General features: G+C 33.2%; 27 protein-coding genes and 1 tRNA gene. 11 read left to right on the top strand and 17 right to left on the bottom strand.

The annotated features are described in order from the left end of the window. Positions 1-227: 227 nt before the first annotated feature. The 3 genes from IW20_RS08445 (at position 228) to IW20_RS08435 (ending at position 3,848) form a co-directional block, all read left to right on the top strand. Positions 228-788 (top strand): porin family protein, encoded by a 561-nt coding sequence (locus IW20_RS08445; protein WP_035620820.1) that lies wholly within the window; start codon positions 228-230, stop codon positions 786-788. A gap of 74 nt (positions 789-862) precedes the next feature. Next, positions 863-1,276, top strand: a complete 414-nt coding sequence (gene aroQ / locus IW20_RS08440; protein ID WP_035620819.1) for a type II 3-dehydroquinate dehydratase — start codon at positions 863-865, stop codon at positions 1,274-1,276. 82 nt (positions 1,277-1,358) lie between these two features. Next, positions 1,359-3,848 (top strand): DUF5686 and carboxypeptidase regulatory-like domain-containing protein, encoded by a 2,490-nt coding sequence (locus IW20_RS08435; RefSeq protein ID WP_035620818.1) that lies wholly within the window; start codon positions 1,359-1,361, stop codon positions 3,846-3,848. Positions 3,849-4,203: 355 nt separating this feature from the next. On the opposite strand, the gene IW20_RS08430 is transcribed toward IW20_RS08435, so the two are convergent. From IW20_RS08430 to IW20_RS08415, 4 genes are all read right to left on the bottom strand, one after another. After that, complete coding sequence (locus IW20_RS08430) at positions 4,204-5,079, bottom strand: cation diffusion facilitator family transporter (RefSeq protein WP_035620816.1); 876 nt, start codon at positions 5,077-5,079, stop codon at positions 4,204-4,206. A gap of 9 nt (positions 5,080-5,088) precedes the next feature. Further along, a complete protein-coding gene (gene murA, locus IW20_RS08425) occupies positions 5,089-6,399 on the bottom strand; it encodes a UDP-N-acetylglucosamine 1-carboxyvinyltransferase (protein ID WP_035620815.1) in 1,311 nt (436 codons plus the stop codon). Positions 6,400-6,591: 192 nt separating this feature from the next. Next, positions 6,592-7,314 (bottom strand): DUF4290 domain-containing protein, encoded by a 723-nt coding sequence (locus IW20_RS08420; protein WP_035620813.1) that lies wholly within the window; start codon positions 7,312-7,314, stop codon positions 6,592-6,594. Positions 7,315-7,316: 2 nt separating this feature from the next. Further along, complete coding sequence (locus IW20_RS08415) at positions 7,317-7,613, bottom strand: DUF493 family protein (protein ID WP_035620811.1); 297 nt, start codon at positions 7,611-7,613, stop codon at positions 7,317-7,319. A 228-nt stretch (positions 7,614-7,841) separates the two neighbouring features. On the opposite strand from IW20_RS08415, the gene IW20_RS08410 reads away from it, so the two are divergent. Continuing rightward, positions 7,842-8,765 carry an alpha/beta hydrolase gene (locus IW20_RS08410; protein ID WP_035620809.1) on the top strand — a complete coding sequence of 308 codons (924 nt, stop codon included), beginning with the start codon at positions 7,842-7,844 and terminating at the stop codon, positions 8,763-8,765. A gap of 117 nt (positions 8,766-8,882) precedes the next feature. Here the strand turns inward: IW20_RS08410 and IW20_RS08405 are convergent, their stop codons facing one another. After that, on the bottom strand, positions 8,883-10,154 hold the full coding sequence (locus tag IW20_RS08405) for an esterase/lipase family protein (protein ID WP_051885653.1): 1,272 nt from the start codon (positions 10,152-10,154) through the stop codon (positions 8,883-8,885). Between the two features lie 406 nt (positions 10,155-10,560). On the opposite strand from IW20_RS08405, the gene IW20_RS08400 reads away from it, so the two are divergent. From IW20_RS08400 to IW20_RS08380, 5 genes are all read left to right on the top strand, one after another. Further along, positions 10,561-11,094 (top strand): AAA family ATPase, encoded by a 534-nt coding sequence (locus IW20_RS08400; RefSeq protein WP_035620808.1) that lies wholly within the window; start codon positions 10,561-10,563, stop codon positions 11,092-11,094. Positions 11,095-11,158: 64 nt separating this feature from the next. Next, entirely contained in the window at positions 11,159-13,048 is a 1,890-nt protein-coding gene (locus IW20_RS08395; protein ID WP_035620806.1) for a RecQ family ATP-dependent DNA helicase, read from the top strand. Between the two features lie 2 nt (positions 13,049-13,050). Further along, complete coding sequence (gene fmt, locus IW20_RS08390) at positions 13,051-13,998, top strand: methionyl-tRNA formyltransferase (protein WP_035620805.1); 948 nt, start codon at positions 13,051-13,053, stop codon at positions 13,996-13,998. Positions 13,999-14,178: 180 nt separating this feature from the next. Continuing rightward, complete coding sequence (locus IW20_RS08385; protein ID WP_017498096.1) at positions 14,179-14,451, top strand: HU family DNA-binding protein; 273 nt, start codon at positions 14,179-14,181, stop codon at positions 14,449-14,451. A gap of 126 nt (positions 14,452-14,577) precedes the next feature. Continuing rightward, complete coding sequence (locus IW20_RS08380) at positions 14,578-15,138, top strand: YqgE/AlgH family protein (RefSeq protein WP_035620855.1); 561 nt, start codon at positions 14,578-14,580, stop codon at positions 15,136-15,138. Here the strand turns inward: IW20_RS08380 and IW20_RS08375 are convergent, their stop codons facing one another. Further along, positions 15,139-15,972: an aminotransferase class IV gene (locus IW20_RS08375; protein ID WP_035620802.1), complete on the bottom strand. Its 834-nt coding sequence runs from the start codon at positions 15,970-15,972 to the stop codon at positions 15,139-15,141. 55 nt (positions 15,973-16,027) lie between these two features. Then, positions 16,028-16,420 (bottom strand): START-like domain-containing protein, encoded by a 393-nt coding sequence (locus IW20_RS08370; protein ID WP_035620801.1) that lies wholly within the window; start codon positions 16,418-16,420, stop codon positions 16,028-16,030. Positions 16,421-16,573: 153 nt separating this feature from the next. On the opposite strand from IW20_RS08370, the gene IW20_RS08365 reads away from it, so the two are divergent. After that, positions 16,574-16,650 (top strand) — tRNA-Met (locus IW20_RS08365). A 63-nt stretch (positions 16,651-16,713) separates the two neighbouring features. Beyond that, a complete protein-coding gene (locus IW20_RS08360) occupies positions 16,714-17,925 on the top strand; it encodes a tyrosine-type recombinase/integrase (protein ID WP_035620799.1) in 1,212 nt (403 codons plus the stop codon). A 646-nt stretch (positions 17,926-18,571) separates the two neighbouring features. Here the strand turns inward: IW20_RS08360 and IW20_RS08355 are convergent. The 10 genes from IW20_RS08355 to IW20_RS08310 form a co-directional block, all read right to left on the bottom strand. After that, the gene (locus tag IW20_RS08355; protein ID WP_035620798.1) at positions 18,572-19,402 is read right to left on the bottom strand and encodes a hypothetical protein; all 831 of its coding nucleotides are present in this window, start codon (positions 19,400-19,402) and stop codon (positions 18,572-18,574) included. Positions 19,403-19,408: 6 nt separating this feature from the next. Then, a complete protein-coding gene (locus tag IW20_RS08350) occupies positions 19,409-19,633 on the bottom strand; it encodes a hypothetical protein (RefSeq protein ID WP_035620796.1) in 225 nt (74 codons plus the stop codon). A 102-nt stretch (positions 19,634-19,735) separates the two neighbouring features. After that, a complete protein-coding gene (locus IW20_RS08345) occupies positions 19,736-21,958 on the bottom strand; it encodes a zincin-like metallopeptidase domain-containing protein (RefSeq protein ID WP_035620795.1) in 2,223 nt (740 codons plus the stop codon). Between the two features lies 1 nt (position 21,959). Then, positions 21,960-22,442 carry a hypothetical protein gene (locus IW20_RS08340; RefSeq protein ID WP_035620794.1) on the bottom strand — a complete coding sequence of 161 codons (483 nt, stop codon included), beginning with the start codon at positions 22,440-22,442 and terminating at the stop codon, positions 21,960-21,962. A gap of 12 nt (positions 22,443-22,454) precedes the next feature. Then, positions 22,455-23,009, bottom strand: coding sequence for a hypothetical protein (locus IW20_RS08335; RefSeq protein ID WP_035620793.1), 555 nt, complete (start codon positions 23,007-23,009; stop codon positions 22,455-22,457). Then, positions 23,006-23,362, bottom strand: a complete 357-nt coding sequence (locus tag IW20_RS08330; RefSeq protein ID WP_035620792.1) for a hypothetical protein — start codon at positions 23,360-23,362, stop codon at positions 23,006-23,008. The genes IW20_RS08335 and IW20_RS08330 overlap by 4 nt, the downstream gene beginning before the upstream one ends. Next, the gene (locus IW20_RS08325; RefSeq protein WP_051885650.1) at positions 23,359-24,057 is read right to left on the bottom strand and encodes a glycoside hydrolase family 19 protein; all 699 of its coding nucleotides are present in this window, start codon (positions 24,055-24,057) and stop codon (positions 23,359-23,361) included. Before IW20_RS08325 ends, IW20_RS08330 begins: the two co-directional genes overlap by 4 nt. A gap of 102 nt (positions 24,058-24,159) precedes the next feature. Continuing rightward, positions 24,160-24,792 carry a peptidoglycan-binding domain-containing protein gene (locus IW20_RS08320; RefSeq protein WP_035620791.1) on the bottom strand — a complete coding sequence of 211 codons (633 nt, stop codon included), beginning with the start codon at positions 24,790-24,792 and terminating at the stop codon, positions 24,160-24,162. Positions 24,793-24,878: 86 nt separating this feature from the next. Further along, positions 24,879-25,307 carry a hypothetical protein gene (locus tag IW20_RS08315; protein WP_123869425.1) on the bottom strand — a complete coding sequence of 143 codons (429 nt, stop codon included), beginning with the start codon at positions 25,305-25,307 and terminating at the stop codon, positions 24,879-24,881. Further along, a complete protein-coding gene (locus IW20_RS08310; RefSeq protein WP_035620789.1) occupies positions 25,307-25,786 on the bottom strand; it encodes a hypothetical protein in 480 nt (159 codons plus the stop codon). Before IW20_RS08310 ends, IW20_RS08315 begins: the two co-directional genes overlap by 1 nt. Between the last annotated feature and the right edge of the window lie 8 nt (positions 25,787-25,794).

The raw sequence follows: 25,794 nt of genomic DNA, 5'->3' as shown, positions 1-25,794 counted from the left end.
ATAAAATACTATTAAATAAAAAATAGTATGTAAATTCTATAAAACTATTTTTTATAAGTATAATTGATTACCAGCCAATAGCATCTATTTTTGCTAACGAACAAAGACATTTGCAAGCAATTATTTAATATTAAAAATTGGAATCTTACTATTATTTAAACAATATTTGCAAATTATAAGAGTTTTAACATACAGAAAAATCAATCAAACTTTTAAAAAGAATTTTTATGAAAAGAATAATTTTAGTAGCTGTACTGTTCATAGCAACATCAGCAACAATGCAAGCACAATTATTACGTTTTGGTGTAAAGGCAGGGGTTAACTTTGCAAATCAAACTGGAGATGGTGCTTTTGACGGAATTTCAGTAGACAAAGAAGGTATTACTAGCTATCATGCGGGTGTAGTAGCAGAAATTAAATTACTTGAAAAATTCTCTATCCAACCTGAGCTTTTATACTCTACTCAAGGAGCTACTTATAAAAATGCCTTTGGTGAATTTAAAAATGAATTAGGATATTTATCTATTCCTATAATGGCTAAATTTTACCTTACTAAATCATTTAGTTTAGAATTAGGTCCTCAAGCATCATTCTTATTAAGCGAGAAAAATGATTTTGATGTAAAAAATGGTGAAACTTTTGAATTCGGTCTTAATGCAGGTTTAGGATTTAAACTTACTGAAAATATATTTGTTCAAGGTCGTTACGGATTAGGATTAACTGAAGCTTCAAAAAATGCTGATGTTAAAAACTCTGTATTCCAACTTTCTGCTGGATTCATGTTCTAACAAATTTCACATACTTTTATAAAAACCGTTCTATTTATTGGAACGGTTTTTTTATTTTTACACAAATTAGAATTATGAAAATTATCATTATAAACGGACCGAATTTAAATCTTTTAGGAAAAAGAGAACCTGAAGTTTACGGATCACAAACTTTTGAAGATTACTTTGCAACACTACAAACTTCTTTCCCAAATATAGAACTAAGCTATTACCAAAGTAATATCGAGGGTGAACTGATTGGTAAAATACAAGAATTTGGTTTTAATTATGATGGTATTATTTTAAATGCAGGTGCGTATACACATACTTCTATAGGTATTGGCGATGCTATAAAAGCGGTTACAACTCCAGTAATCGAGGTACATATCTCTAATACTTATGGCCGAGAAAGCTTCCGCCACCAATCGTACATTTCGGGAAATGCCAAAGGTGTTATTCTTGGTTTTGGATTAAAAAGCTACGAACTTGCCATACGCTCTTTTTTATAGTTAAAGCGCTATAAATCATTTAACATAGTTTTAATAGGTTCATTTCTAACTTCTTTTATTTTTGAAATAGAAATGTACCTATATGAAAAACTCTATTTTATTTGCCTTTTTATTACTTTCATTTTCAAATTACGCACAGATTAAAGGAACAATTTCTGATGAAAAAGGAAATCCTTTACCATTTGTTTCTGTCTTCGAAGAGAACACTTATAATAGTACCACATCTAACGAACAAGGAAAATACCAACTCAATGTAAAGGAGATTGGAAAGAACAAAATCATATTTCAGTTTCTAGGGTTTAAAGCCCAAAAACTAACCGTACCATCTTCTGCATCTGCTTATACGCTCGATGTAAAACTCGTTGAAGAAAATTTCACTCTTAACGAGGTAATAATTAACCCAAAGGACAATCCTGCCAATGACATTATAAAAAGTGCTATTGCTAATAAAAAGGACAACTCTGAAAAAACAGGTCGATATACCGCTGACTTTTATTCTAAAGGGTTATTTAAAATCAAAGACCTTCCTAAAAAGATTATGGGAATGAAGATAGATATTGGAGATGAAATGGCTTCTAATCTAGATTCTACAGGAACAGGGGTTTTGTATCTATCTGAAACTATTTCTAAAATTACTTTTGAGAAACCTGATAATCTTAAAGAGAAAATCATAGCCTCAAAAATCTCTGGCAACAATAAAGGTTATAGCTATAATACAGCAAGTTTGTCTACTTATGATTTTTACAATAACACATTAAAATTCAACGTAAGGATGATTTCGCCTATCGCGGATAATGCTTTTAATTATTACAAATACAAACTCGAGGGAACTTTTTTTGATGATAACAACCAGCAAATCTATAAAATAAAAGTTATCCCGAAACGTGATAAAGAACCCGTTTTTGAAGGATACATTTATATTATCGATGATAGTTTTGCCATTTATGCCATTGATCTGGATATAAAAGGATACCGAATGAAAAATGAGCTTACACAAATAATGAACCTTAAACAAAGTTTTAGTTATAACCCTAAAAACAAATTGTGGGCAAAAAATGCTCAAAGCCTATCTTTTACAGCAGGGGCTTTTGGCGTACAATTTACAGGAAAGTTTAATTATGTATATACCAATTATGAGTTTCCGGATTCTTTTGAAAAGAAAACTTTTACAAACGAAATCGTAAGTTTTGAAGCTAATGCGAATAAAAAAGATGATTCTTATTGGAATTCTATCCGTCCGATTCCGTTAACAATTGAAGAAAGTAGCGATTACATTAAGAAAGATAGTTTACAAACTATTCGAACATCGAGAAAATACACGGATTCTATTGATGCCAAAAATAACAAGTTTAGTTTTTCCGACATATTACTCGGTCACGAACACAAGAATACTTTTAAAAAATACTCGTTTCAATACAACGGTTTATTAGACTTGAGTGCGCTTAGTTTTAATACTGTGCAAGGTTTTAATATTGGAACTGGTTTTTCTTATAAAAATTGGAATGAGGAAAAAGGCAAAGAAACTGCTATAAGTACTGCAATAAATTATGGTTTTTCCGATGAGCGCTTACGTGTTACGGGTGAATTTAAGCATACTTTTAATCATCAAAATTATGCAACAATCCTTGCTTCTGGAGGAACTAAAGTAAACCAGTTTAATAATAGTGAACCTATAAGTAAATTTATCAACTCTGTGAGTTCTTTATTTTTTAAGGATAACTATATGAAAGTATACAATCTGGAATATGCTCAACTAGCCTATTCTCAAAATGTAGCTAATGGCATTAGTATTGGTGCAAAAGTAGCTTACGAGCAACGCAAACCTCTTTTTAATACTACTGATTACTCTTTCTTTAATAAAGATGATTTATACTCTTCTAACAATCCGCTTGCGCCAAATGACTTTATAAATTCTCCTTTTGAGAAACATCATTTGATTAAAGCCAATTTAAACACTAGAATTAATTTTGGGAACAAATATATTTCCAGACCAGACGGAAAGTATAATATCAAGAATGAGAAATACCCAACCTTATTTTTAGGTTATGAAAAAAGTTTAGCTGCCAGCGAGAAAAAATATGAATTTGATCTTTTAAGTGCTGCTGTACGATATGATTTAACTTTAGGAAATAAAGGTCTTTTGGGTATAAATATAAAAGCGGGTAAGTTTTTTAATGCTGAGAATATCGCGTTTATGGATTACAAACATTTTAACGGAAACCAAACTCATATAGGTCAAGCAGATAGATATCTGAATGTATTTAATCTTTTACCTTATTATACGAATAGTACAAACGATAGTTATTTTGAAGTTCATATGGAACATAATGATAATGGATATATTATGAACAAAATTCCTTTATTGAATAAATTAAAATCGACTTTAAACATCGGATTTCATTCTCTTGAAATTCCAAATACTAAACCGTATTCTGAATTTACTGTTGGATTAGACAATCTTGGTTTCGGGAAATTCAGAATGTTTCGTGTAGATTATGTTCACTCTTACCAAAGCGGAATACAACAAAACGGAGTAGTTTTTGGATTGAAGTTTCTTAATATCCTAGAGTAATTTAGGAGATATTCACATAAATATTTCACGCAGATTTCGCATAACAAAGTAGATTCGGCAGATTTTGATAAACTAAATTCTGATTTTTTTCACTTCTGTAAAAAACATATAAGTTGAGTTTTGCAGATAAATCTTTATCAAAGTTAAAAACTTTGACAAAGAAACCTTAGCACCTCAGAACTTTTACCTCTTTGAACCTTAAAAAAAGAAATCCGTTTACTCCATAAAAGAATAAACGGATTTCTTTTTTTTGTCTTCCTTATATCTTTGTCAAAGTTTAAACTTTTACAAAGAAACCTTAGCACCTCAGAACCTTTGTCTCTTTGAACCTTTAAAAGAACCTTTGAACCTCTTTCTATTGATAATCATCTGGTTCAATATGAATCAAAACATTACCTAATTGAGGTATTTTTTCTTTTAGTGTATCTTGTAATCTATGTGATAATTCATGTCCCTCTTTTACCGAAATTTTAGCCGATACGATAGCGTGTAGATCTACATGATATTTCATTCCTGCCTTACGGATAAAACATTTCTCGGTTCCTAGAATACCTACTACGGTTAACGATTTTATTCTTATTTCTTCGACTAAATCATCATTCAAATTCTCATCCATTATTTCGCCAAGCGCAGGTCTGAAAATTTTATAACTGTTATATAAGATAAAGAAAGCTGCAAAAAGTGCCGCCCAATCATCCGCAGATTCATAACCTTTACCCATAATTAGTGCAATCGAAATTCCGACAAATGCTGCTACCGATGTAATAGCGTCACTACGATGATGCCAAGCATCTGCTGCCAATGATGAACTATTAGTTTGTTTGCTACGTTTCATTACTAGTCTAAACGAATATTCTTTCCAGACTATAATTGCACCCAATACGTACAAAGTCCATGATTTTGGTAAATCGTGCGGGGTTTGTATATTGGCAATACTTTCGTAGCCAATAATTGTTGCTGAAGTAATTAAAAAACCAACAACTAAAAATGTGATTAAAGGTTCTGCACGACCATGTCCGTAAGGATGATTTTCATCTGCTGGTTTGTTAGAATATTTAATCCCAAATAAGACCAAACAAGACGAAAATATATCTGTAGTCGACTCTATCGCGTCTGCAATAAGGGCATAAGAATTGCCAAAAAAACCTGCCAAGCCTTTTATAACGGCTAAGCAGGTGTTTCCAACTATACTAAAGTATGTAGCTTTTATAGCTTTTTGTTCGTTTGTCATTTAAGATATTTACGCTCTTACGATTTTGGCTCCAATTGCTCTTAAACGCTCGTCGATACGTTCGTATCCACGGTCGATTTGTTCTATATTTTGTATTGTACTTGTTCCTTTTGCTGATAGAGCTGCAATTAATAATGAGATTCCAGCACGTATATCTGGAGACGACATTGTTGTTGCTTTTAGTTGTGATTCAAAGTTATGTCCCATAACAACGGCTCTATGCGGATCACATAACATAATTTTTGCTCCCATATCGATTAGTTTGTCTACGAAAAACAAACGACTTTCGAACATTTTTTGGTGAATTAAAACATCTCCTTTTGCTTGTGTTGCCACAACCAAAACGATACTTAATAAATCTGGAGTAAATCCTGGCCATGGCGCATCGGCAATAGTTAAGATTGATCCATCGATATCAGTTTTTACTTCATATCCGTTTACGTGAGCAGGGATATAAATATCATCTCCACGTTTTTCTATTGTGATTCCTAATTTTCTAAATGTGTTTGGGATAAGTCCTAGGTTTTCCCAACTTACATTTTTAATTGTGATTTCACTTTTTGTCATTGCAGCTAAACCTATCCAAGATCCGATTTCGATCATATCCGGAAGAATTCTATGCTCGCAACCTCCTAATTTTTCTACTCCTTCTATTGTCAATAAGTTTGAACCTACTCCTGAGATTTTAGCTCCCATTGAGTTCAACATCTTGCACAATTGTTGTAAGTAAGGCTCACAAGCAGCGTTGTAAACTGTTGTTTGTCCTTTTGCCAAAACTGCGGCCATTACAATATTTGCAGTTCCAGTTACTGATGCTTCATCAAGCAACATATCTGTTCCTACTAATCCTTCTGGAGCTTCTACACCATAAAAGTGATCTTCTCTGTTATATCTAAATTTTGCTCCTAGATTAATGAATCCCTCAAAGTGAGTATCTAATCTACGACGACCTATTTTATCTCCTCCTGGTTTTGGAATATATCCTTTACCAAAACGTGCCAAAAGTGGTCCTACAATCATAATTGAACCACGAAGTGCTCCACCTTCTTTCTTGAAAGCTTCAGTTTCTAGGTAATTTACATTTACCTCATCAGCTTGAAATGTAATTGAACCTGGTTCGTTCTTTTGAATTTTTACACCTAAGTTTCCTAAAAGCGTAATTAATTTATTGATATCAATAATATCAGGAATGTTATTAATCTTTACTTTTTCTGAGGTTAAAAGTACTGCGCATAAAATTTGTAACGCTTCATTTTTTGCTCCTTGTGGAGTGATTTCTCCTTTTAAAGGGATTCCACCTTCGATTTTAAAAATTCCCATATTTTTCTTTTAGATTCTTCTTTTTTTAAGGTTCTAAGGTTCTGAGCTGAAAATTTCTTAGCAACTTAGTCTCTTAGTAACTTAGCACCTTTTTTGATTATTCTTTTTATAGTTCCTAAAGCTTTGAGGTTCTAAGTTTTCTCTTTTCAAAAAACTTAGCAACTCAGTCACTTAGCATCTTAGCAACTTTTTTTACTTCTGATTATTGTTTTTTTGAAACGGCTTTGATTTCCCTGGTCCTTTTGTATTCTTATTGTTCTGAATTTTAGGTTGTCCAGCGGGTGTTATTTTATTTGATATACGTTTATTAGTACGTAACAAATCGGTTGTATTAAGTAGCTCTTCTGAACTTTGCAAAAGATTTATTTTACCATCTGATAGTTCATACAAATGCTCAAAAATAACATCATCTCTTACAGTATCTTTATTCCAGCTCAGGTAAGATTTTTTCATGTGATTAGCAATTACTAATACTAATGCATTTTTCATCTCGCCTTCTTCCCATTTGTTCGCAACATCTATCATGTACTTGATATTGTTACCGTAATATCTGTATTTTGGGTAATTTTGAGGGTATTTTAATACATCTGGTTTTAGCTGTAATACTTCGCGAGATGGTATTGGGTATGGTGACTCTACATCTAGTTTAAAATCAGACATGATAAAAAGCTGATCCCAAAGTTTGTGTTGAAAATCGGGTACATCACGCAAGTGCGGATTCAAGCTTCCCATTACCTGAATAATATATTTGGCTGCTTTGTTACGTTGCTCAACGTCTTCTATAGCAGTAGCCTGATCAATCAATTTTTGCAAATGACGACCATACTCTGGAATGATTAAATGTTGTCTTTCAGAATTGTATTCTAAATTAAAAACAACATCATTCGCATTTTCTTTTTTATATTTTTCGATCATATTTATAGTGAAACTATACCTTCAATTGTAGAAACTTCCTGGTATTTAATGATTACTTCATCCGAGCCTTTCATAGTAACATCCACCGAAACACTGGTAAATTTACCTGTTTTGGATTTTGTAGTTTTAATTACTGCTCCCATACCATCAAAAGCTTTCTCTACGCGCTCAACATTATCTGCTACTGTAGGCACAATAAATTTATACAAATACTCTGCAGGCCAAGTGTTACTGTTGTCTAACTCAACCTTTAATCTTTCGTAAAATTCGGCGGTGGTTTTTTCTTTATCTTCGTCCATTCTTTCATTAAAATAAACGCAAATATACGTTTTTGATTTGAGATTTGATATTTAGCATTTGTGATTTTTTTATAATACGAAACATTACTTAAAATTAGCCTTATTTTACTCTTTTACAAGTCTAAATGTGCTTTACTAAAATTGTTAAAACTCCAGATTATAGCCCAACCTGTTTAATTGTTTTATCTTTGGAAAATTGAACATACTTTATAATAAAATACCACTATAATGAGAATGCCTTTTTTCCTTTTATTCCTTTTTATCTCTTTTACTTCATTTCCTCTTACTGCTCAAGAAATCAAAACATTAACTTATTTTGAGAATGATTCTACAAAACTGGAACTTGATTTATACTTGCCTCTAAAAAAATCGAACAAAAAAATACCTCTTGTCATTTTTGCTCACGGAGGTGGCTTTTCGGGCGGAGATCGTTTTGGCGAAAAAGATTTTGCTAATAGTCTTGCTCAAAACGGAATTGCCGTTGCTAGCATTTCGTATTCTTTATATATGAAAGGTAAAGATTTTGGGTGCAACTCGACTTTATCCGAAAAATTAAAAACGATTCAAATTGGGGTTAGCGATATGTGGCAAGCAACATCTTATATGATTAAAAATAAAAACGCTTATAATATTGATGCTTCTAACATATTTATTGCAGGAATCAGTGCTGGTGGCGAAATTGCCTTTCATGCTGCTTTTTGGGATTATAAATCGATGAATTTATACGCTAATAATTTACCGAAAAACTTTAAATACAAAGGACTTATTGGCGGATCGGGCGCGATTATGAATGTTGATTTAATCACATCTCAAAATGCAATTCCGATGTTACTTTCTCACGGGAGCGAGGATTCTACAGTTCCTTACGCAACGGGATCTCATCGGTCTTGCCCTACAGATGCTATGGGCTTTATGACTCTTTCAGGTTCTTATTCTGTTTACAACAAAATGACTTCTCTAAAAAAAGATATTGAACTTATTACTTCTTGTGGTAACGGACATGGTTTTTGTGGTTATTTATTCGGCAAACAACCTGATTATGTTTTAAGTTTTCTAGGCAATGTGATTTCTAAAAGAAAATTTGAATCACATATTATTATCCCGAATACGAAGAAACCAGAAGGTTTATCACAATATTCATTTTGCAACTAAATTAATTTCACCATTAAGAAATAAGACAAACTCAGCTTTTCTTATTTCTTAATGGTAAAACTGCATAAAAACTAGTCTTATTTACAGCGAAGTACTTTATGCTTTTTGATAAACTTTTTATCTAGGCAAACAAGATACATCTTTAGCTATTTGCGAGTAAAAATCTAGTAAATTCTGATAGGTAGATGCCTTATTATCTGGTATCACAATACTCATGTGGTCTAATCCCATAATGGTAGGATGTACATCCCAAATACCAAATCCTGCAAGCATTCTTTTTTTAGTATCCATTATCTGATATTTTTCGCCTATTGGATATTGAGCTGAAGGAATACTTACCAAACCATCACTTTTTCTCCATGGCATATAACCAAAAGGAAGCGATATTGTAGTTGCTCCTACTTTTATGGCATCTGGCTTTAACATCTCCATCATTGTAGTAAGCGGCTCTCGTATTCCATCATTATTAAGATCTTCTGTACCATCTATATTATAAGACGCATAATATATACTTGAAGATGCTTTTGCATTTTTATTTTGCAAATCTGATGCTTTTACAGAAAGGTCATACATACAATTATCTTCTGTATTCCAGAACTTGCTTTCTTTAACTCTGGCAAAATAGGCGGAAATTCCTTCTCCTTCCTGACGCTTAATTCCCCATTGCTCAACATCGAAGTCATAAAAATTCTCTTTGGTAACTCCAGCTAGCGCAGTTATTCCAAAAAAAATTTTCTCTATTGTTTCTCGAAATTCAAAATAATCTGCTGTTAATGCTCCGTTGTGCACTCCTGCAACTGTTGTAAGGCTGTGTACCCATTTTTTTCCTCCTTTAAATAAGTCAGCTGTTGGCGCTTCTCCAGTTGCTGCCACATAAGCCATTTCCTGAACATCTCCATTTTCTAAAAGCTCTATAAGATAGCGAGGTGTTGGGCCACCCATACTATGACCAATTAAGTGTACTTTACTTACTCCATCCCATTGTGGGTAAGCTCCTGGATATGTTTTCCCATAACGACTATGCCCATATTTTTGCGAATGTACAGCACCATAATCTACTGTTCCTCCTTTAATATAATAATACAATTCTATTGCACGATCCCAATTGCTAGACAAGGGTCCCATGGAAGCGGTATATACCTGATATCCTTCTTTTTTTAAATCTTCCTGAATATCTCCTTTTCCTCCCCAGTAATGAAATCCGTCCATTTCGTCACGTCCCCACCCTAGCATTCCGTGTACCAACACAATGGGATAGCTATTTTGAGCAACTACGGGATAAGGTCGTTCAGCATCATCGGGCGCTGAATTATTATCATCATCCTTACTACAGCTACTTATTATAATAATAAAAAGTAAGGACAAAAGGGTTTTAATTGTTTTTTCCATGATAAAATAATTTAGGGTTAACGTTAAATAATTTGGAAGTAGTTTTTCAACTACACAAAATATTATTACTAAAAATCTCAGTAATCACAATAAATATAAGATTTTTTTTACACTTAAGTACATCCGAATATGTATTTTAAGAAAAAGATTAATACCTAAAAAGTTTTAAAACAACTATATATAACTTTAGCGCCTTGTTTTTTATAAACTCCAAACAATCCTAAATAAAACCTAAATAGCCCTGATGGAAGTGGAAATCCTTTTTCTTTTTTTGGTTAAAAAAGAAAAAGATTGAAGCAAACAGCAGGAACTTTCCTTACTAAAAAAGCCTAAATCACTCGCTTCAAGAAAAAAATCTTGTATAATACCAATAAGTTTAGGTAAATTTGCACTTTATTTTTAGAAAGTGCAGAAAGAAATTATTGTTATTATTGGTGGCCCAGGTACGGGAAAGTCTACTATTATTGATGGTTTGGTAGCCGATGGATATTGCTGTTATCCCGAAATTTCGAGACAAGTAACTCTGGAGGCCCAAAAGGAAGGAATCGAACAATTGTTTCTTGAAAAACCCTTGTTATTTAGTGAAAAATTGCTTGAAGGACGGATTAAACAATTCGAAAGCGCAAAAGAAGAACCTTCGGAAGTTGTGTTTATCGACCGCGGAATTCCTGATGTTGTAGCTTATATGGATTATATAGGTGATGATTATCCTGAGCATTTTAAAACTGCATGTGAGGATTGCAAATATTCTAAAATTTTTCTGCTTCCGCCCTGGGAAGAAATTTACATGAGTGACGGTGAACGTTACGAAAATTTTGAACAAGCCAAAACTATTTACAGCCATCTTGTAGAAACGTACAAAAAATACGGTTACGAACTTATTGAGGTTCCCAAGGATACTGTATCTAACCGAATTCTTTATATCTTAGATAAAATTTAGTCGGAGTTTTAAGGTTGGTAAAACTAGAAACTGTTTTCTAAATTGTTAACTTTAATCCTGACAAATGCAAGAAGCATTATCAATTCTTCAAAAATACTGGAAACATGATAGTTTCCGACCTTTACAAAACGAAATCATTGATTCGGTTTTAAATGGTCAGGATACTTTTGCCTTACTGCCAACTGGCGGCGGAAAATCTATTTGTTTTCAGGTTCCATCGATGATGCAGGAAGGATTATGTCTGGTTGTTTCGCCTTTGGTAGCCTTGATGAAAGATCAGGTTGCTAATTTGCAAAAGCGCAACATTAAGGCGATTGCTCTTACTGGCGGAATTGCGACTGATGAAATCATTAATCTTCTTGATAATTGCCAATTTGGGAATTATAAATTTTTATACCTATCGCCAGAACGTTTACAATCGGATTGGATTCTTGACCGCTTAAAAAACTTACCTATAAATCTTATTGCCATAGATGAGGCGCATTGTGTATCGCAATGGGGGCACGATTTTCGTCCTGCTTATCTTAAAATTTCGGAACTGAAGAAGCACTTTCCTAAGATTCCGTTTCTTGCACTAACCGCAACGGCGACTCCAAGAGTTATTGAAGATATTAAAACTGAACTAGGCTTAAAAGACCCAAAACTTTTCCAGCAATCTTTTGCCAGAGAAAATATAGCCTACATGGTTTTTGAGGTGGAAGATAAATTATACAGAACGGAACAGATTCTTAAAAAAAATCCTCAGCCATCTATTATATATGTACGCAACCGAAAATCATGTTTAAGTATTTCGGCTCAATTACAATCTTTAGGTTTTAAAGCTACCTATTATCATGGCGGTCTTACGACTAAAGAAAAAGACAAGAATATGCAATTATGGATGAGCGAAGAAGCTCAGGTTATTGTTGCCACAAATGCCTTTGGGATGGGAATTGATAAACCGAATGTAAAAACGGTAATTCACACCCAACTACCCGAAAATATCGAAAACTATTATCAGGAATCTGGTCGTGCGGGACGTAATGGCGAAAAATCTTTTTCGGTTTTGCTCACTAGCGCATCAGACACTGCTAATGCTGAAAGTCAGTTTATACAAAATTTAGCCGATAAAAGTTTCCTTAAAAAGATGTACGTTAAACTTTGTAATTATTTTCAGATTGCCTACGGCGAAGGAATTAATGAAGAGTTTGCTTTTAATTTGAATCGCTTTTGTCATAAATACGACTTCCCTGCTTTAAAAACATACAACGCTTTACAATTTTTAGACCGACAAGGTATCATTACTTTATCTCAGAGTTTTTCGGAAAAAATCACAATGCAGTTTCTTATCGAATCTAGAGAAGTAATACGTTATACGAGTTTAAACTCTAATGACGAAGAAATCATTCTGGCAATTTTACGTACTTACCCCGGTATTTACGAAATGAAAACTCCGTTTAACCTGCAATTGATAGCTAAAAAATCAAATAGTACAGAAGCTGAAGTACATAAGGTTTTAGAAAAATTAAAGGATAAAGAAATCATTGAGTATAATAGCAAAAACAATGATTCCTTTATATTATTTAATGAGGTACGAGAAGATGACCTTACTATTAATAGAGTTTCGAAATATCTTGAAAAACAAAATAATTTAAAGAAAGATCAATTACAATCGGTTCTGGATTATGTAAATGAGAAGAAAACTTGCAAAAGCAAATTGATTCTAGATTATTTTGGAGAGAAAACAGCTACCGATTGTGGTATTTGCTCTTATTGCATTACTAAGAAAGTCAAAAAAACTAACAACTCCATTACACAAACTATTCTAGATTTATTAAAATCTGAAGATTTGAGTTCTAGAGATATCCAAACACGTACTAATATTAGTGCCGATGATGTTGTTCATGCTTTGCAAGAATTACTTGAAGACAATCGCATCATCATAAAATCAAATAATAAATATACCCTAAAATAATAATGGAAAAATTAAGAATCATTTTTATGGGAACTCCTGAATTTGCAGTAGGGATTCTGGACACCATAATAAAGAACAATTATAATGTAGTAGGCGTTATTACTGCAGCAGATAAACCTGCGGGTCGTGGCCAGAAAATAAAATATTCGGCTGTAAAAGAATATGCTTTAGCAAATAACCTTCCTTTATTACAACCTACTAATTTAAAAGACGAAGCTTTTTTATCAGAATTAAAAGCTCTAAACGCTAATTTGCAAATTGTTGTTGCTTTCAGAATGCTTCCTAAAGTTGTTTGGGAAATGCCATCATTAGGAACATTTAATCTTCATGCATCCCTTCTTCCTAATTATCGTGGTGCTGCTCCTATAAACTGGGCTATAATAAATGGTGAAACTAAAACTGGTGTTACTACTTTTTTTATTGATGATAAAATTGATACCGGTGCAATGATTCTTAGTTCTGAAACAAAAATAGAACCTACTGAAAATGCTGGTCAACTACATGACAGATTAATGCAATTAGGAAGCGAAACTGTTATAGAGACTTTGCAGGCTATAGAAGCCGGAAATGTAACTACTATTATTCAGGAAGATAATTCCGAAATTAAAACTGCATACAAATTAAACAAAGAGAACTGCAAAATAGATTGGACAAAACCTGCAACTGTAGTAAATGGTTTAATAAGAGGCTTGAGTCCATATCCAGCTGCTTGGACTTTTCTTAAAGATAAAGAGGAAGAATTAAGCGTAAAAATATATGAAGCTAAGCCGCTTTTAGAAGCCCATAATCTTGAAATTGGAACCTTAATTAGTACCAAAAAAGAAATCAAAATTGCGGTTACTGATGGTTATATCCAATTATTGAGTTTACAATTGCCAGGAAAAAAACGAATGGCGGTTGCAGAATTACTAAATGGGATTACTTTTTCTGACAACGCAAAGGTCTACTAACATCAACAAAATAAGGCTACTCACTAAATTTAGTGATGCTTTTGGGTGGCTTTATGAACAAAAAAAGCAAGTTATTAACAATTCAAACTAAAATTAAACAAAACGCTTGCAAGGAACGTATTTCCTACTAAATTTGTGTATTGACAATTTTTTTTAACCAACAATTAATAACTAATTATTATGAACAAATCAGAATTAATCGATGCTATTGCTGCTGATGCAGGAATTACAAAAGCTGCGGCAAAATTAGCTTTAGAATCATTTTTAGGAAACGTAGGTGCTACTTTGAAGAAAGGTGGAAGAGTATCATTGGTAGGTTTTGGATCTTGGTCAGTATCTGCTAGAGCTGCAAGAGATGGTAGAAACCCTCAAACTGGAAAAACTATTCAAATCGCTGCTAAGAATGTTGTAAAATTCAAAGCAGGTGCTGAATTAGAAGGTGCAGTTAACTAAGAATAAGTTACATACGCCTTTAATATAATTAAAACCTTCCATATGGAAGGTTTTTTTTTGCTGTTTAACGATTTTATTTACGATTTTAAAAATTTTATTCTTAAATTTAATAAAAATTGTAAAGATATGATTTCAGAAAAATTAAAAAAAGGACACCTGCTTATTGCCGAGCCTTCTATAATTGGAGACTTATCATTTAACAGATCAGTGATTTTATTAGCAGATCACAACGAACAGGGCTCGATAGGTTTCATCATAAATAAGCCACTAAAATACACTATTAATGACTTAATACCAGAAATCCACGCCACATTCAAGATCTATAATGGTGGACCAGTTGAGCAGGACAATCTCTATTTTATCCATAACATACCTGATTTAATTCCGAATAGTGTCGAAATTTCAAATGGTATATATTGGGGAGGAGATTTTGAGTCTACAAAAGACTTAATTAATAGTGGAGCAATCAACAAGAACAATATACGTTTCTTTTTGGGTTACACTGGTTGGGATGAAAACCAACTCGAAACAGAAATGCAGGGCAACTCCTGGATTATAGCCGATAATAATTATAAAAATAAAATTATCGGAAAATCACCAACCCATTTCTGGAAAGAACAAATTATTGAACTGGGAGGTGATTATCTCATTTGGTCTAATGCACCAGAGAATCCGTATCTCAATTAATTAAGCAATACTATCATTAAGTTTTTGCGTTAAGATAACAGATATCTTAGTAGTAAAATCTTTCTTACGGTATTTGGTTATTGGCTGAATCCCTTTTATAACATTAGTAAGAAACAATTCGTCGGCTTTTTGAAGATCAAACGGCGATATTGGTTCTTCTACAACTTCTATGTCTGTTAGTTTTTTAGCAAGAGCTAAAATTTGTTTACGCATTACACCATTCAAACATCCCTCAGAAACTGGTGGCGTAATTAACTTATTACCCAACAACATAAATAAATTTCCTTGTAATGCTTCGATAGCATTCTTACTATCATTTAATAAAATACAATTATCCAGTCCGTTTTCATTTGCAAAAATACTTCCTGTAATATTTATTATTTTATTGGTCGTTTTTATTGATGATAATAATTGCTTAGTAACATAAAAATCTTTGTACAAATCTACTTCGTATGGATTTTCATTTACTTCATACGCTTTATTATCCAAAGCTGTTGCATGTATTAAAAATGAGATTGTATTATTTTGTGGTAAATAATATCCTCCGTCATTACGATATACTGTAATCCTTACTCTTGCTGAATCGGAAATAGAATTATGATTAACCAAGGATAGAATTTGCTCCTCTAGATATTCCATTGTAAAGTTCATCGGAATCTCCATTCTAACCACACGCATGGAGGCCATTAATCTAAAATAATGATCTTCAAGAAAAAGAACTTTATTATTTACTATTTTAAGTGTTTCAAAAACACCATCTCCATACAAAAAAGCACGATTTTGAATTAATAAATTATCGTTCTGTGCTACTATGTTTCCGTTAAAATTAATCATAAAAAAACCCTGAATTTTTGTTCAGGGCAAATATAAGTTATAAAATAGACTTTTACTAAACTGATCCGATAAGATGTTTTAGGTCTGATATTTGATTTTCCCATAATTGTTTTGCTTCTCCAAGCTCATCTTTTTCGGCAAAATCGACTACCATAAGCGAAACATCTTTCGTTATTTCGTCTACGAGAATATGCAGCTCGAAAAAATACTCGGTGTCTTTGCTGCTTTCGTCAACCCATTTAAACTTAACTTTTTCGCCCGTTTTTTTGGATGCTAAACGTGCTTTTTCCTGAGAATCATTCCAGATGAATGTAAAAAACTCCCCACGTGAATTTACATTATCAGCAAACCATTCAGACAATCCTGATGGTGTAGATATATACTGATACAATAACTGCGGAGATGAATTTATAGGAAACTCGATTTCGTAACGTACTTTTAGATCCATGTGCCAGATTTAATTTTTTGGAAATATAAGAATATATCTCTGAAAAAAAGAGTTTTTTAAAAATATTTTTTTTTCTTTCATTTATGCTTGCTAACTCTAAATTTATTTCTATATTTGCACCCGCAATGAGGGACATACTCTTACTGCAAATATGGCGAGATAGCTCAGTTGGTTAGAGCGCAGGATTCATAACCCTGAGGTCCCGAGTTCAAATCTCGGTCTCGCTACCAAACTAAAAAGGTTAAAAATATAGATTTTATGCGGTTTTAAAGAAATTTAAAACCGCTTTTTTTATGTCCAAAATTAGACACCTCTTAACTAAAGAATACGCTAACGCATACGATTTGAGCTATAAAAAACTATATTCCTCCCCTAGCATCTATGATGCTAAAGGCGACTTATCAAAGCGCTGGTACGTTTATTATTCCTTTCGAAATCCTGAAACAAATAAATTAGAAAGACAAACCCCCATTTATTCAGGAGTAAATCAATTCAAAACCATCAAAGAACGTCGAGAAGCAATAAAAATTCTCGCTAAAGCAATAGAAACCATTCTCGAGAATGGCTATAATCCTTATGATGATTCTATTTCTGTAGATGATTTAAAGAAATATAGTATTCCTGATGCTATTACTTTTGCACTCGAACTAAAGAAAAACTCTTTAAAAGAAAATAGTTACCGTGATTTCAGAGTTAGAATAAAATCATTTGAAAAGTGGCTTTTGGCAAATGGCTACGAAAATAGATACATTACAAGTGTAAACAAAAAAACTGCAATTGGTTTCTTAAATGATGTTTTAACAGCAACAAGCCCAAAAAACAGAAATAACACAAGGGCAAATCTATCTATGTTCTTTCAAACTCTTGAAGACAATGATATAATTACAGATAATTTCATAAAAAAAATCAATGTTTTAAAATCTACTCCAGAGAGAAACAAAACATTTAGCACCGAACAAGAGAAAGACATACTAGAATATCTACTAAAGAATGACACTCTTTTACTTTTATTTATTCAATTTGTTTCACTTAACCACTTACGCCCAATTGAAGTTGTTAGATTAAGAATAAAAGACATTAATATAAAAGATAGACTTATTTATGTTCGAGCAAAGAATAAACCTGTAAAAACCAAAATTATTCCTGAAATTCTACTGAATGAATTACCAGAATTAGACAAGTTTGACGATGAAAGCTTTTTATTTACTCCTAAAGGAATAGGTTTTGACTGGACGACTAACGAAACAGATAAACGTGGTTATTTCGGTGATAGATTTAAAAAAGTAAAGGACAGTTTGAAACTAAGTAAAGATTATGGGCTTTATAGTTTCAGGCATACTTTTATAACCAAGCTATATAAAGAATTGGTTAAAAATAGTACGCCAAACGAAGCAAAAAGTAAATTAATGCTTATCACCGGACATACAACAATGAGTGCATTAGAAAAATATTTGCGTGATATTGATGCCGTACTTCCTGATGATTATTCAAAACATATAAAATAAAAAGTAGACTTTTTTTTAACAGATCCGCAGCTGCAGTTTGTCCAGGAATCGAAATAAATCTACAAATTGTGCGTATTCTTCTTTGTTCTCTTGTAAATCAGCAACATCACTTTTGCTCTTTAAAGCTAAATCAATGATTTTTTGGAAGTGTTCGGCAGTATATTCTTGAAAATAATCGGTAAGATCATATCCTATAATAGCTTCGTTTTTTTGGTAATTGCAAAGATGTGATTTTAGGGAATTTAACTATAATGGTATCACGTCCAGTTTCCTAGCCTTTATCGTTGTCATAACAGATAAAAAAAAAGTTCTTGCAAAGGCTTTGCAAAAACTTTTTTTGTAGGGCAGTAATCCCTAAAAAATTAAATCAATATTTTGAGCTGTAGTTATGACTAAAAATTATATCTTTGGTTAATACATTTGAACTCATAATGTTATAATTTTTTAAACCCATTGCAAAGATAACTACAATGGGTTTTTTTATGAATTAAATTTAATACAATAACAATATAATTGCTGACAATGTTAATATCAGTAAAATTATAATGGTAAAGTGAGTTTTTTTTCCCATATGATTTGTTAATTCGTTTTCTCTAAAAGACAACAAAACTAATAGTATTTCTTATATTCCAAACCGTTTTTTTTTTTAAACTGGCATCGCCTCTAATTCTGGAACATTTTTCCAACGAACATAGAAACTAAGAGGATCTCCAGTACGCTTTAAAGACTGAATAGTCAAAGTATCGCTAATAGCATCATATTGATAATCTGCAGTAGAAACAAAATACATAGGATCAGCATTTAAAAGTGTAAAAGTATTACTATCAGGATTGACAATAAAATACACATCAAAATCAATACGACGGGCATTAATATAGAGCCTAATAAACAAATCATCCAAAGAAATTAAAGACTCTACCTGTAATCCGATTTCAGTATCAGGCATCAAATCATTTCCTCCAAAATAAGGTTTAAAGTACGGTTCTAAAGAGCCCTCTAAATAACCTCCGTATTGAATTTTAAGTCCCCAACGTTCACTATCAACATTCTTTAAACGTATAAATTTTGAATTTTTAGTAATTAAACTTTTAGTATAAACAAATGTGGGTCTAACAAGTCCATAAGATGAACATTTAGCATTACTAGGAATATCTGAACCACTATCGCCAGTACCTTTCCAAAAGAAAAATTTATTTGACAATTCAACTAAAAAGTCATTAAAATTTACAGCTTCAATCATAGGAACGCATTGATTACATTTAACCTGCGAGTAATCTAATATCAAAGAATTTTCACCAAATGCAGCATTCGATTGAATTTTAAATTTGTTTGGAGTTTCAGAAACTCTCAAAAGATTCTGAGCAGGATTAAAAGAAGCGATTAAGGTGTTGTCTAGTTTCATCAACAACACATTACCGTTTTTATCTTTTATAAATTTTAAACTTTTTGAATCTACTACGGGATTTGCTGCACTCATTATTTTTTATCTTTTAGATTTTGAAGTCTTTTTTACCGCTTTCTTTTGAGGCACTTTCTTTTTAACTGGTTTAGCTTTTGCTGTCGCAGCTTTCACTTTTACGATTTTACCGCCTTTTACGTATTTAAATCCCTTTTTTAATGTTCCATCAGATTTAAGCCCTGTTGCTTTCACTACTCTGCTACATACTTTTTTTAACCCTTTTACGGTTGTTTTTTTCTTTACTGCCATGATTGATTGTTTTTTTTGATTGATGATTATTAATTGTAGATTTTTAAGTCAAAATTCCCTGGAGAAATGTGTTGCCGGTTTTCTATAAAATCTACTTTTCTATTAATTTACGGTGAACGATAATTTTTTAATTCTTAGTGGTTCTGTCACTACTTCGGGTTCGCCCCGCTCCAACTTTTTATTGAAAATATTAAATTTCAAAGTATCGAGCGGTTTGTTTTGGTAACGGTTCTTATCCGCCCAGATGTAATTTTCTCGGTAATCCGCTTTCTTCTCCGTAAAGAGAACTACGTCAGCATCAAACTGGCTTTTACTACCGCCACGCATTTTGCCGTCTGTGGTTTGTTGGAAAATAACAATGAATAATTTTCCGTCGTACTTCTTTCTTAAATCCTTATCCACTTCAAAGCCTTTGTGCATTTCCTGCATTTTAGAGAAACTATCGATTATGACAATGTCATTGTTTCGTATGAGTTTATCCAAATCAGAAACACTTTTAATTTCAGGAACTTCGATGTTTTGCAATGCCTTTGCATTTAAATATTCTTCGGCTTTGTTGTAGTACAAACTACTCTCGGGATGCTCTTCGATACTGGCATGACCGACTTTGTAATTTTGCGCTAAGGCATTCATAAACTGGAAACACATTCTAGTTTTCATTGAACCCTGACCACCAGTAAGAGAGATAACAATACTTTCTTTTTCTTTGTGTTCAATTTCTCCTAAAAACTCAGCAATGTCTTTGCTCTCAATTTTATAAAAATCTACCTTAGTAGGCTTGTTTGCCATTTTATAAGCTAGAGAATTACGGTTTACATTTTCCTTTGCAATGGGCTTTGCAACGATTGCCTTTTCTTTGATTGGTTTTACAATAATTTCTTCGATAACATGTTGTTTGCTCTTTTTAACTGCTCCACTGAGTCCACCGAACAAATCAGGTTGTTTGATTTTTTGTTTTGTCTTTCTTTTTACAATAGGTTTCGCAATTGTCTTTTTAATAGGTGCTACTTTCGGGCTTGGGACTATAATGTTTTTCTCTACTGCTTTTTCTGATGTCTTTTCTGTGGTTTCAGCGTTTGCAACTTCACGCCCTAAAATATGATTGCTTGCCTTTTGAGCCTGTGCCGATGCTTTTAAGAAAAAACGATTATCGTCATTAAGTTCATCTATTAAATGATTGTTCCAACTCTTTAAATACTTAGCAGAGTTTTCCTTGGTATGGAATAATATTCCTGATTCGCTACAAAGAAATACCGCTCCGAGTTCTGCAATCAATTCCTCAAAGGCATAATTTCCGCTCCCACCACCGCTTCTCGTTCCTGTCATATCTCTACTTAGTCGATGCTCCGCTCCTGTGCTGTGTACTGCTTCATGAAAGAATGTAGAATAATAAAAAGCTTCACTGGTAAAAGCTTCAATAGTCGGCATATTCAATTCGTCTGTACTTGGACGGTAATAGGCTCTATCTCCAATATTGGTATATTTAGGTGGGTTCTTAAATCCGTCGATAATTGCTTGAGCTGAATCAATAGGATTTGTTGTTTTCCTTTCTTTGGCAGCAGGAAACTTTAATCCCTCACAATCATCCGCTCGAAACACATTGTAGTATTTTAAAACAGGAAACTTGGTTAGGTTCTTTTTTAAATCCTCCTTTGTCAGTCCATTCTTTTTTACAAAATCCGCAAACTTTTTATTATCGTTGGTTTTGAATTTTAACTGTTCGCTATGGTAATCATGAATTAAGGTATAATAAATTACCCGCCTTGCTTTACTTCCTTTTTTAAGCTTTGCTTTGGCTTCTTCAATTTGATTAAAAGTTAAATAATAAGGCTGTATAAAATCTGCAGGAACTAAATACGGTTGTAGTTTTTCATCAAACTTAATATCGAAATTCAAAATGAAGTTTGCACCTGTGTACTCTTTTTTAGATACATAATTCATAACCGAATTACTAGCCCCTGAACCTGTCCATTCTTTTTGCCACGGTAAATGACCTACTTTTTTAATGGTATTTATAATCAAATCCGTGATGTAATTGTAAATCTCATCAGGAGAAACCGCATTTAATCCGTCGTTATGATCCTCAGAGATATACTCGAGCGTAGGCAATAGCATTTCTGCATCTACACCATTTAAACCGAAAGGCTCGACCAGATTATTGATTTCAATTAAAAAAGTATCATCAGCAAAAGCTTGCAACACTTTTATAACACGTTTGGAAACAACCGTATGCTTTTCCTTTTCGGCTCTCATAACCAAATCTTCAAGCGTTTTTCTTGAAACGATAAGTCCATTAAGACTATTAAATTCTTGTGCTAATGTCATTTTAAGAAATTTTATGTTCCGTACCCAAGATGCTTACAATAACCTCAATTCGAATATCGCTACTATTAAAGCTACTGACATTTAAAGCCCCAAGTACGTTAGTTATGGCAGTTTGTAGATCCAACTGAACGGGTACATTCGGAATTATCATACTGGAATTAGCAGCAATGTTAATCGCTTTTACATTTACATTTGCCGTTCCTAAGAGCATATTCTTTTTGTCATAAAACAAAATTCGCTTTAGAGTTACCGCTGTAAGCTGTGCACTGAAATTCTGAGCGGTCGGATTAACCAATTTCAGATCTAAATTAAAAGTAACAAAAGGCTTTGCATCGTTCCACTTCGCATCTAATTTCTTAAAAGCTACTGGATATATCCTGACAAACTCAAATTGTTCGATTATCTTTTTCACTCGTTGTTCTAAATAGAAATATCCTGCAATGGCTAGTATTCCTGCTCCAATAACTATTTTTTTAACACTCATTTGTTTGATTTTTTAAATAAAAATTCTCGAAATACGATAGACTATAAACAGCAAAGTCATTACGCCTATTGAAGCCAGTATTTTGACCCAAAGAGGAATGTATTTTACGGAAATGTATTTAATTTGTTTGTCCCCTTTAATGTGGATATACTCTTTGTTTGTAGCTATATTTACGTTTTTTGTTTGTGCTATTTTTTGCCACGCTATAATTTGATTCCGTAAACTATCGTAATAAATCCCTGTTTCGTTATCTCCTGATTTTTTACGACTATCCAGTAGTTGCAATACCCGCAGTATTTCTACTTTAGTAATGCTGTCACATTCAGGTTTTGCCGTTTGGACCTTTGGTAGTTGTATTTTTAAAGTGTCGTTTATTGCGCCACTGATAACAGTTGTTTTAATGCTGTCTTTTTTACTGGCTATAACTGTTTCAACTTCGTGTTTGTTTTCCGTTGGTTTGGCTTTACAACCGTGTAAAGCAATGCAAAGAGCGAAATAAAACGCTATAAATAAAACTACTTTTAAGAATAGCTTTATTGGGTTCTCTGGGCTAGTACTTGTACTCATGATTTTTTTATTTTTAGCTTTATCATGGCTTTTAATCCATCGAAAAAACTGCTTATTAATGCTTCTACTTCGCTATGTATTAAGGTGGAGAGTGAACCACCCCAAGCGCAAATCACATAGGTAAACATCTTGTTGATGCTTAGGTATTGGTCGCAAACAGCGTAAACGGAGAAGGCAACAAAAAAGCTTATGACTGCTTCTGCCAAGAACCAACTAAGCCTTGGTTTCTTTCCCTTTTGAATCGCTAAGTAGATTTTCATAAAAACGCCTGCCAGTACTACTATTAGAAATAAAAAATAATCCTGATAGTATTTAAGTTCATTTAAGATTGGGCTAATGATTGTATTTTTCATATTAGTTTTTTTTGGTTATAAGGTGAAAGCCAATTCCAAGCGTAACTAGTGATGCTAGTAAAATTAGGTAGGGGTTTCGCTTTTTTTTTTAATAACTCCAAACTGATGTTTTGCGCTTTATAAAAGTTAAACTTTGCAATTCTGTCAGCGAGTCCGTTGGTTTTTCCGTTTACTTTCTGAGTAATCTTCGTGATTAAATTAGCATCAGCTAAAGGATTTAATTTCTTGTATACAGCAAAAAACCAAACGGCACAATCCACAGCAATCGCTGTTTGTAAAAGCAAATCGGGATTATTCACCACATCATGACCCGAGTATTTTTTGTAATCTTCGTATGTTCCTCTACCTGTTAATTGTATAAAACCACGCCCTCTATATTTCCATCCGTCACCACTGGCAATGCTACCGTTACCATTTTTATTTGCATAACCGATATTGGCTATCATTTGTTGATTGGCTTTGTGCTCAGTGGTTCGTCCGTACTTCTTTGCTTCGGCTAGCGTCAGTCGGCTATTAAACGGACTGGTAGACAATAGCCCTTGTGGGGTGTAATTCAGGTTTTCGACCATTCGGGTGAAATTGCCCGATTCATGCGATACCTGCGCTAAAAAGTGGGCTATTCTAAGCGGGGTGTTTACCCCGTATCGTACAAATGCATTTAAGAAAATGCTGCTGTTATCTAAAATAAAACTCATTATAAAATCACTTTTCTAGGGGTTACTTTTGGTTGTGTCAGGAAATAAAATAATCCTGTGAGCGCTATTGCTCCGATAATCAATTTTTCGGTTGTTCCCATTTTAATATCCTTTTACAGCGTTGGCGTTTACGAAATAATACACGTCGTTGCGATTGATTAAATATTGCCCTCCTACTTTAGAACCAACAAAAAACCCCAAATGCTCTCCGTAATCAAAGCTACCACCCATAAAAGGCTTTGTACCATCATTGAAATACGTACCGCTTGCCGTCTTCTTAGCATTAAATAGACTTACAGCGTTTGCATTTGCCATTACTTTTTGTCCTTTTCTTGGTGTAACGAGTGCCGTAGGGGTTTCTATCGATGTAGTTTTTGTAGGCATTTTCAAATAGGCATTCAGACTGATTTTAGAAACTCCTTTTTTACCTTGCAACGCTTTTAGGGTATTTGCTCCAAAATTCCCATCGATAGTAACACCTAACAATCGTTGTAGTTCTCTAACTTCAACACCTTTGATTCCTCTGCCCAATATTTTATTTTTATTTAAAACTGCCCCAGTACTCGGGATAGTATTTGGAGAGTTATTTAAAATTACTGGCGGTGGCTCTGGAATATCGGTTAAAAATTCCTGCTCTTTTTCATTCTTCTTTTTTTTCCAATACAAGTAGCCTACAATTCCGATTCCGACCACTCCAACGCCTATTAATACTTTATCTTCATTTTTCACTTTCATGCTTTCCTTTTTTTAATTGTAGATTTTTTTCGAATAGATCCGCAGCTGCAGTTTTTCCAGGCACGCAAAAAAATCTACTTTTGATTTTATAAATACATTGGGAATTTCTTTCTTAGCAAATTATAATCGGCATCGTTTAATTCTTCCCTGAGCCATGTTTTAAGTGGTAATTTGCTTCCGCCTACGGCATTGTAACCCAGCACACGATTGTAATTTTTAAGTCCAAAGGTTTTACTGATTAGTCCAAATTGTGCCTGAGAAACTCCTGTTAAGGTTTCAAAAATCTGTGTTTCATCCGTCCCGCTATAACGGTTCATCGCATCATATAACAGAGCTACTTTTTGACTGGCAGAAAAAGCAGGAACTAAATTAATATCGCCTTCATCGACATACTTTTTATTCCCTCCTAAAACAGATTTTCCATTCTTATTGGTTTTGGTTAAGAAGTACATGCCTAACCCTAAAATCACCACCGATGCAGTTATTACAATTACTTTTTTCTTTGTTGTCATCATTAGAAAAATCCTTTTATTAAAAATCGTAATTTGGCAATATCATCTTCCTTAAACTGGTCCTGTAACCATTCTACTAAATTCATTTTTACTAAGGTGGCGCTTCGACGTTCTCCAAATTCATTGTAGACCCGAATAAACCCGTTGTGATTTAGTCCTGTTAAATTGTTCTCCACAGTTTTATAATTTGCTCCTAAGCCTAATAAAGCGGTGTAAATGGCTTCGGCTCTTGCTTTGGCTTGTGTTACATTGATATTACTAGGTTTGTATCGTACATCTTCCTTGATTCTGGAAAATCCTTTAAGTACCTTGTAATAGATAACTGCTACTAAAGAGCCAACGAGTAAAAACTTAAAAAGCGTGATTCCTGCACTCATTCCCATTTTTGCGTTTTCTTGTGATTGTGCCATTGCTTTTTGTCCTTGCGGGCTTGATAAAACAGTTGCCAAAGCAGCAGGATTCGACAATCCTCTCTTTTTCATGTACTGTG

This window comes from Flavobacterium hydatis, assembly GCF_000737695.1.
GTDB classification, from domain to species: Bacteria; Bacteroidota; Bacteroidia; order Flavobacteriales; family Flavobacteriaceae; genus Flavobacterium; species Flavobacterium hydatis.
Note: the sequence above shows the minus strand (reverse complement) of the source record. Positions and strands in the feature narration are given on the sequence as shown.

Coding starts and splice junctions, on each gene's coding strand:
- IW20_RS08445 (WP_035620820.1), top strand. CDS start 228: ATGAAAAGAATAATTTTAGTAGCTGTACTGTTCATAGCAACATCAGCA.
- aroQ (WP_035620819.1), top strand. CDS start 863: ATGAAAATTATCATTATAAACGGACCGAATTTAAATCTTTTAGGAAAA.
- IW20_RS08435 (WP_035620818.1), top strand. CDS start 1,359: ATGAAAAACTCTATTTTATTTGCCTTTTTATTACTTTCATTTTCAAAT.
- IW20_RS08430 (WP_035620816.1), bottom strand. CDS start 5,079: ATGACAAACGAACAAAAAGCTATAAAAGCTACATACTTTAGTATAGTT.
- murA (WP_035620815.1), bottom strand. CDS start 6,399: ATGGGAATTTTTAAAATCGAAGGTGGAATCCCTTTAAAAGGAGAAATC.
- IW20_RS08420 (WP_035620813.1), bottom strand. CDS start 7,314: ATGATCGAAAAATATAAAAAAGAAAATGCGAATGATGTTGTTTTTAAT.
- IW20_RS08415 (WP_035620811.1), bottom strand. CDS start 7,613: ATGGACGAAGATAAAGAAAAAACCACCGCCGAATTTTACGAAAGATTA.
- IW20_RS08410 (WP_035620809.1), top strand. CDS start 7,842: ATGAGAATGCCTTTTTTCCTTTTATTCCTTTTTATCTCTTTTACTTCA.
- IW20_RS08405 (WP_051885653.1), bottom strand. CDS start 10,154: ATGGAAAAAACAATTAAAACCCTTTTGTCCTTACTTTTTATTATTATA.
- IW20_RS08395 (WP_035620806.1), top strand. CDS start 11,159: ATGCAAGAAGCATTATCAATTCTTCAAAAATACTGGAAACATGATAGT.
- fmt (WP_035620805.1), top strand. CDS start 13,051: ATGGAAAAATTAAGAATCATTTTTATGGGAACTCCTGAATTTGCAGTA.
- IW20_RS08385 (WP_017498096.1), top strand. CDS start 14,179: ATGAACAAATCAGAATTAATCGATGCTATTGCTGCTGATGCAGGAATT.
- IW20_RS08380 (WP_035620855.1), top strand. CDS start 14,578: ATGATTTCAGAAAAATTAAAAAAAGGACACCTGCTTATTGCCGAGCCT.
- IW20_RS08375 (WP_035620802.1), bottom strand. CDS start 15,972: ATGATTAATTTTAACGGAAACATAGTAGCACAGAACGATAATTTATTA.
- IW20_RS08370 (WP_035620801.1), bottom strand. CDS start 16,420: ATGGATCTAAAAGTACGTTACGAAATCGAGTTTCCTATAAATTCATCT.
- IW20_RS08360 (WP_035620799.1), top strand. CDS start 16,714: ATGTCCAAAATTAGACACCTCTTAACTAAAGAATACGCTAACGCATAC.
- IW20_RS08355 (WP_035620798.1), bottom strand. CDS start 19,402: ATGAGTGCAGCAAATCCCGTAGTAGATTCAAAAAGTTTAAAATTTATA.
- IW20_RS08350 (WP_035620796.1), bottom strand. CDS start 19,633: ATGGCAGTAAAGAAAAAAACAACCGTAAAAGGGTTAAAAAAAGTATGT.
- IW20_RS08345 (WP_035620795.1), bottom strand. CDS start 21,958: ATGACATTAGCACAAGAATTTAATAGTCTTAATGGACTTATCGTTTCA.
- IW20_RS08340 (WP_035620794.1), bottom strand. CDS start 22,442: ATGAGTGTTAAAAAAATAGTTATTGGAGCAGGAATACTAGCCATTGCA.
- IW20_RS08335 (WP_035620793.1), bottom strand. CDS start 23,009: ATGAGTACAAGTACTAGCCCAGAGAACCCAATAAAGCTATTCTTAAAA.
- IW20_RS08330 (WP_035620792.1), bottom strand. CDS start 23,362: ATGAAAAATACAATCATTAGCCCAATCTTAAATGAACTTAAATACTAT.
- IW20_RS08325 (WP_051885650.1), bottom strand. CDS start 24,057: ATGAGTTTTATTTTAGATAACAGCAGCATTTTCTTAAATGCATTTGTA.
- IW20_RS08320 (WP_035620791.1), bottom strand. CDS start 24,792: ATGAAAGTGAAAAATGAAGATAAAGTATTAATAGGCGTTGGAGTGGTC.
- IW20_RS08315 (WP_123869425.1), bottom strand. CDS start 25,307: ATGATGACAACAAAGAAAAAAGTAATTGTAATAACTGCATCGGTGGTG.
- IW20_RS08310 (WP_035620789.1), bottom strand. CDS start 25,786: ATGAAAAAGAGAGGATTGTCGAATCCTGCTGCTTTGGCAACTGTTTTA.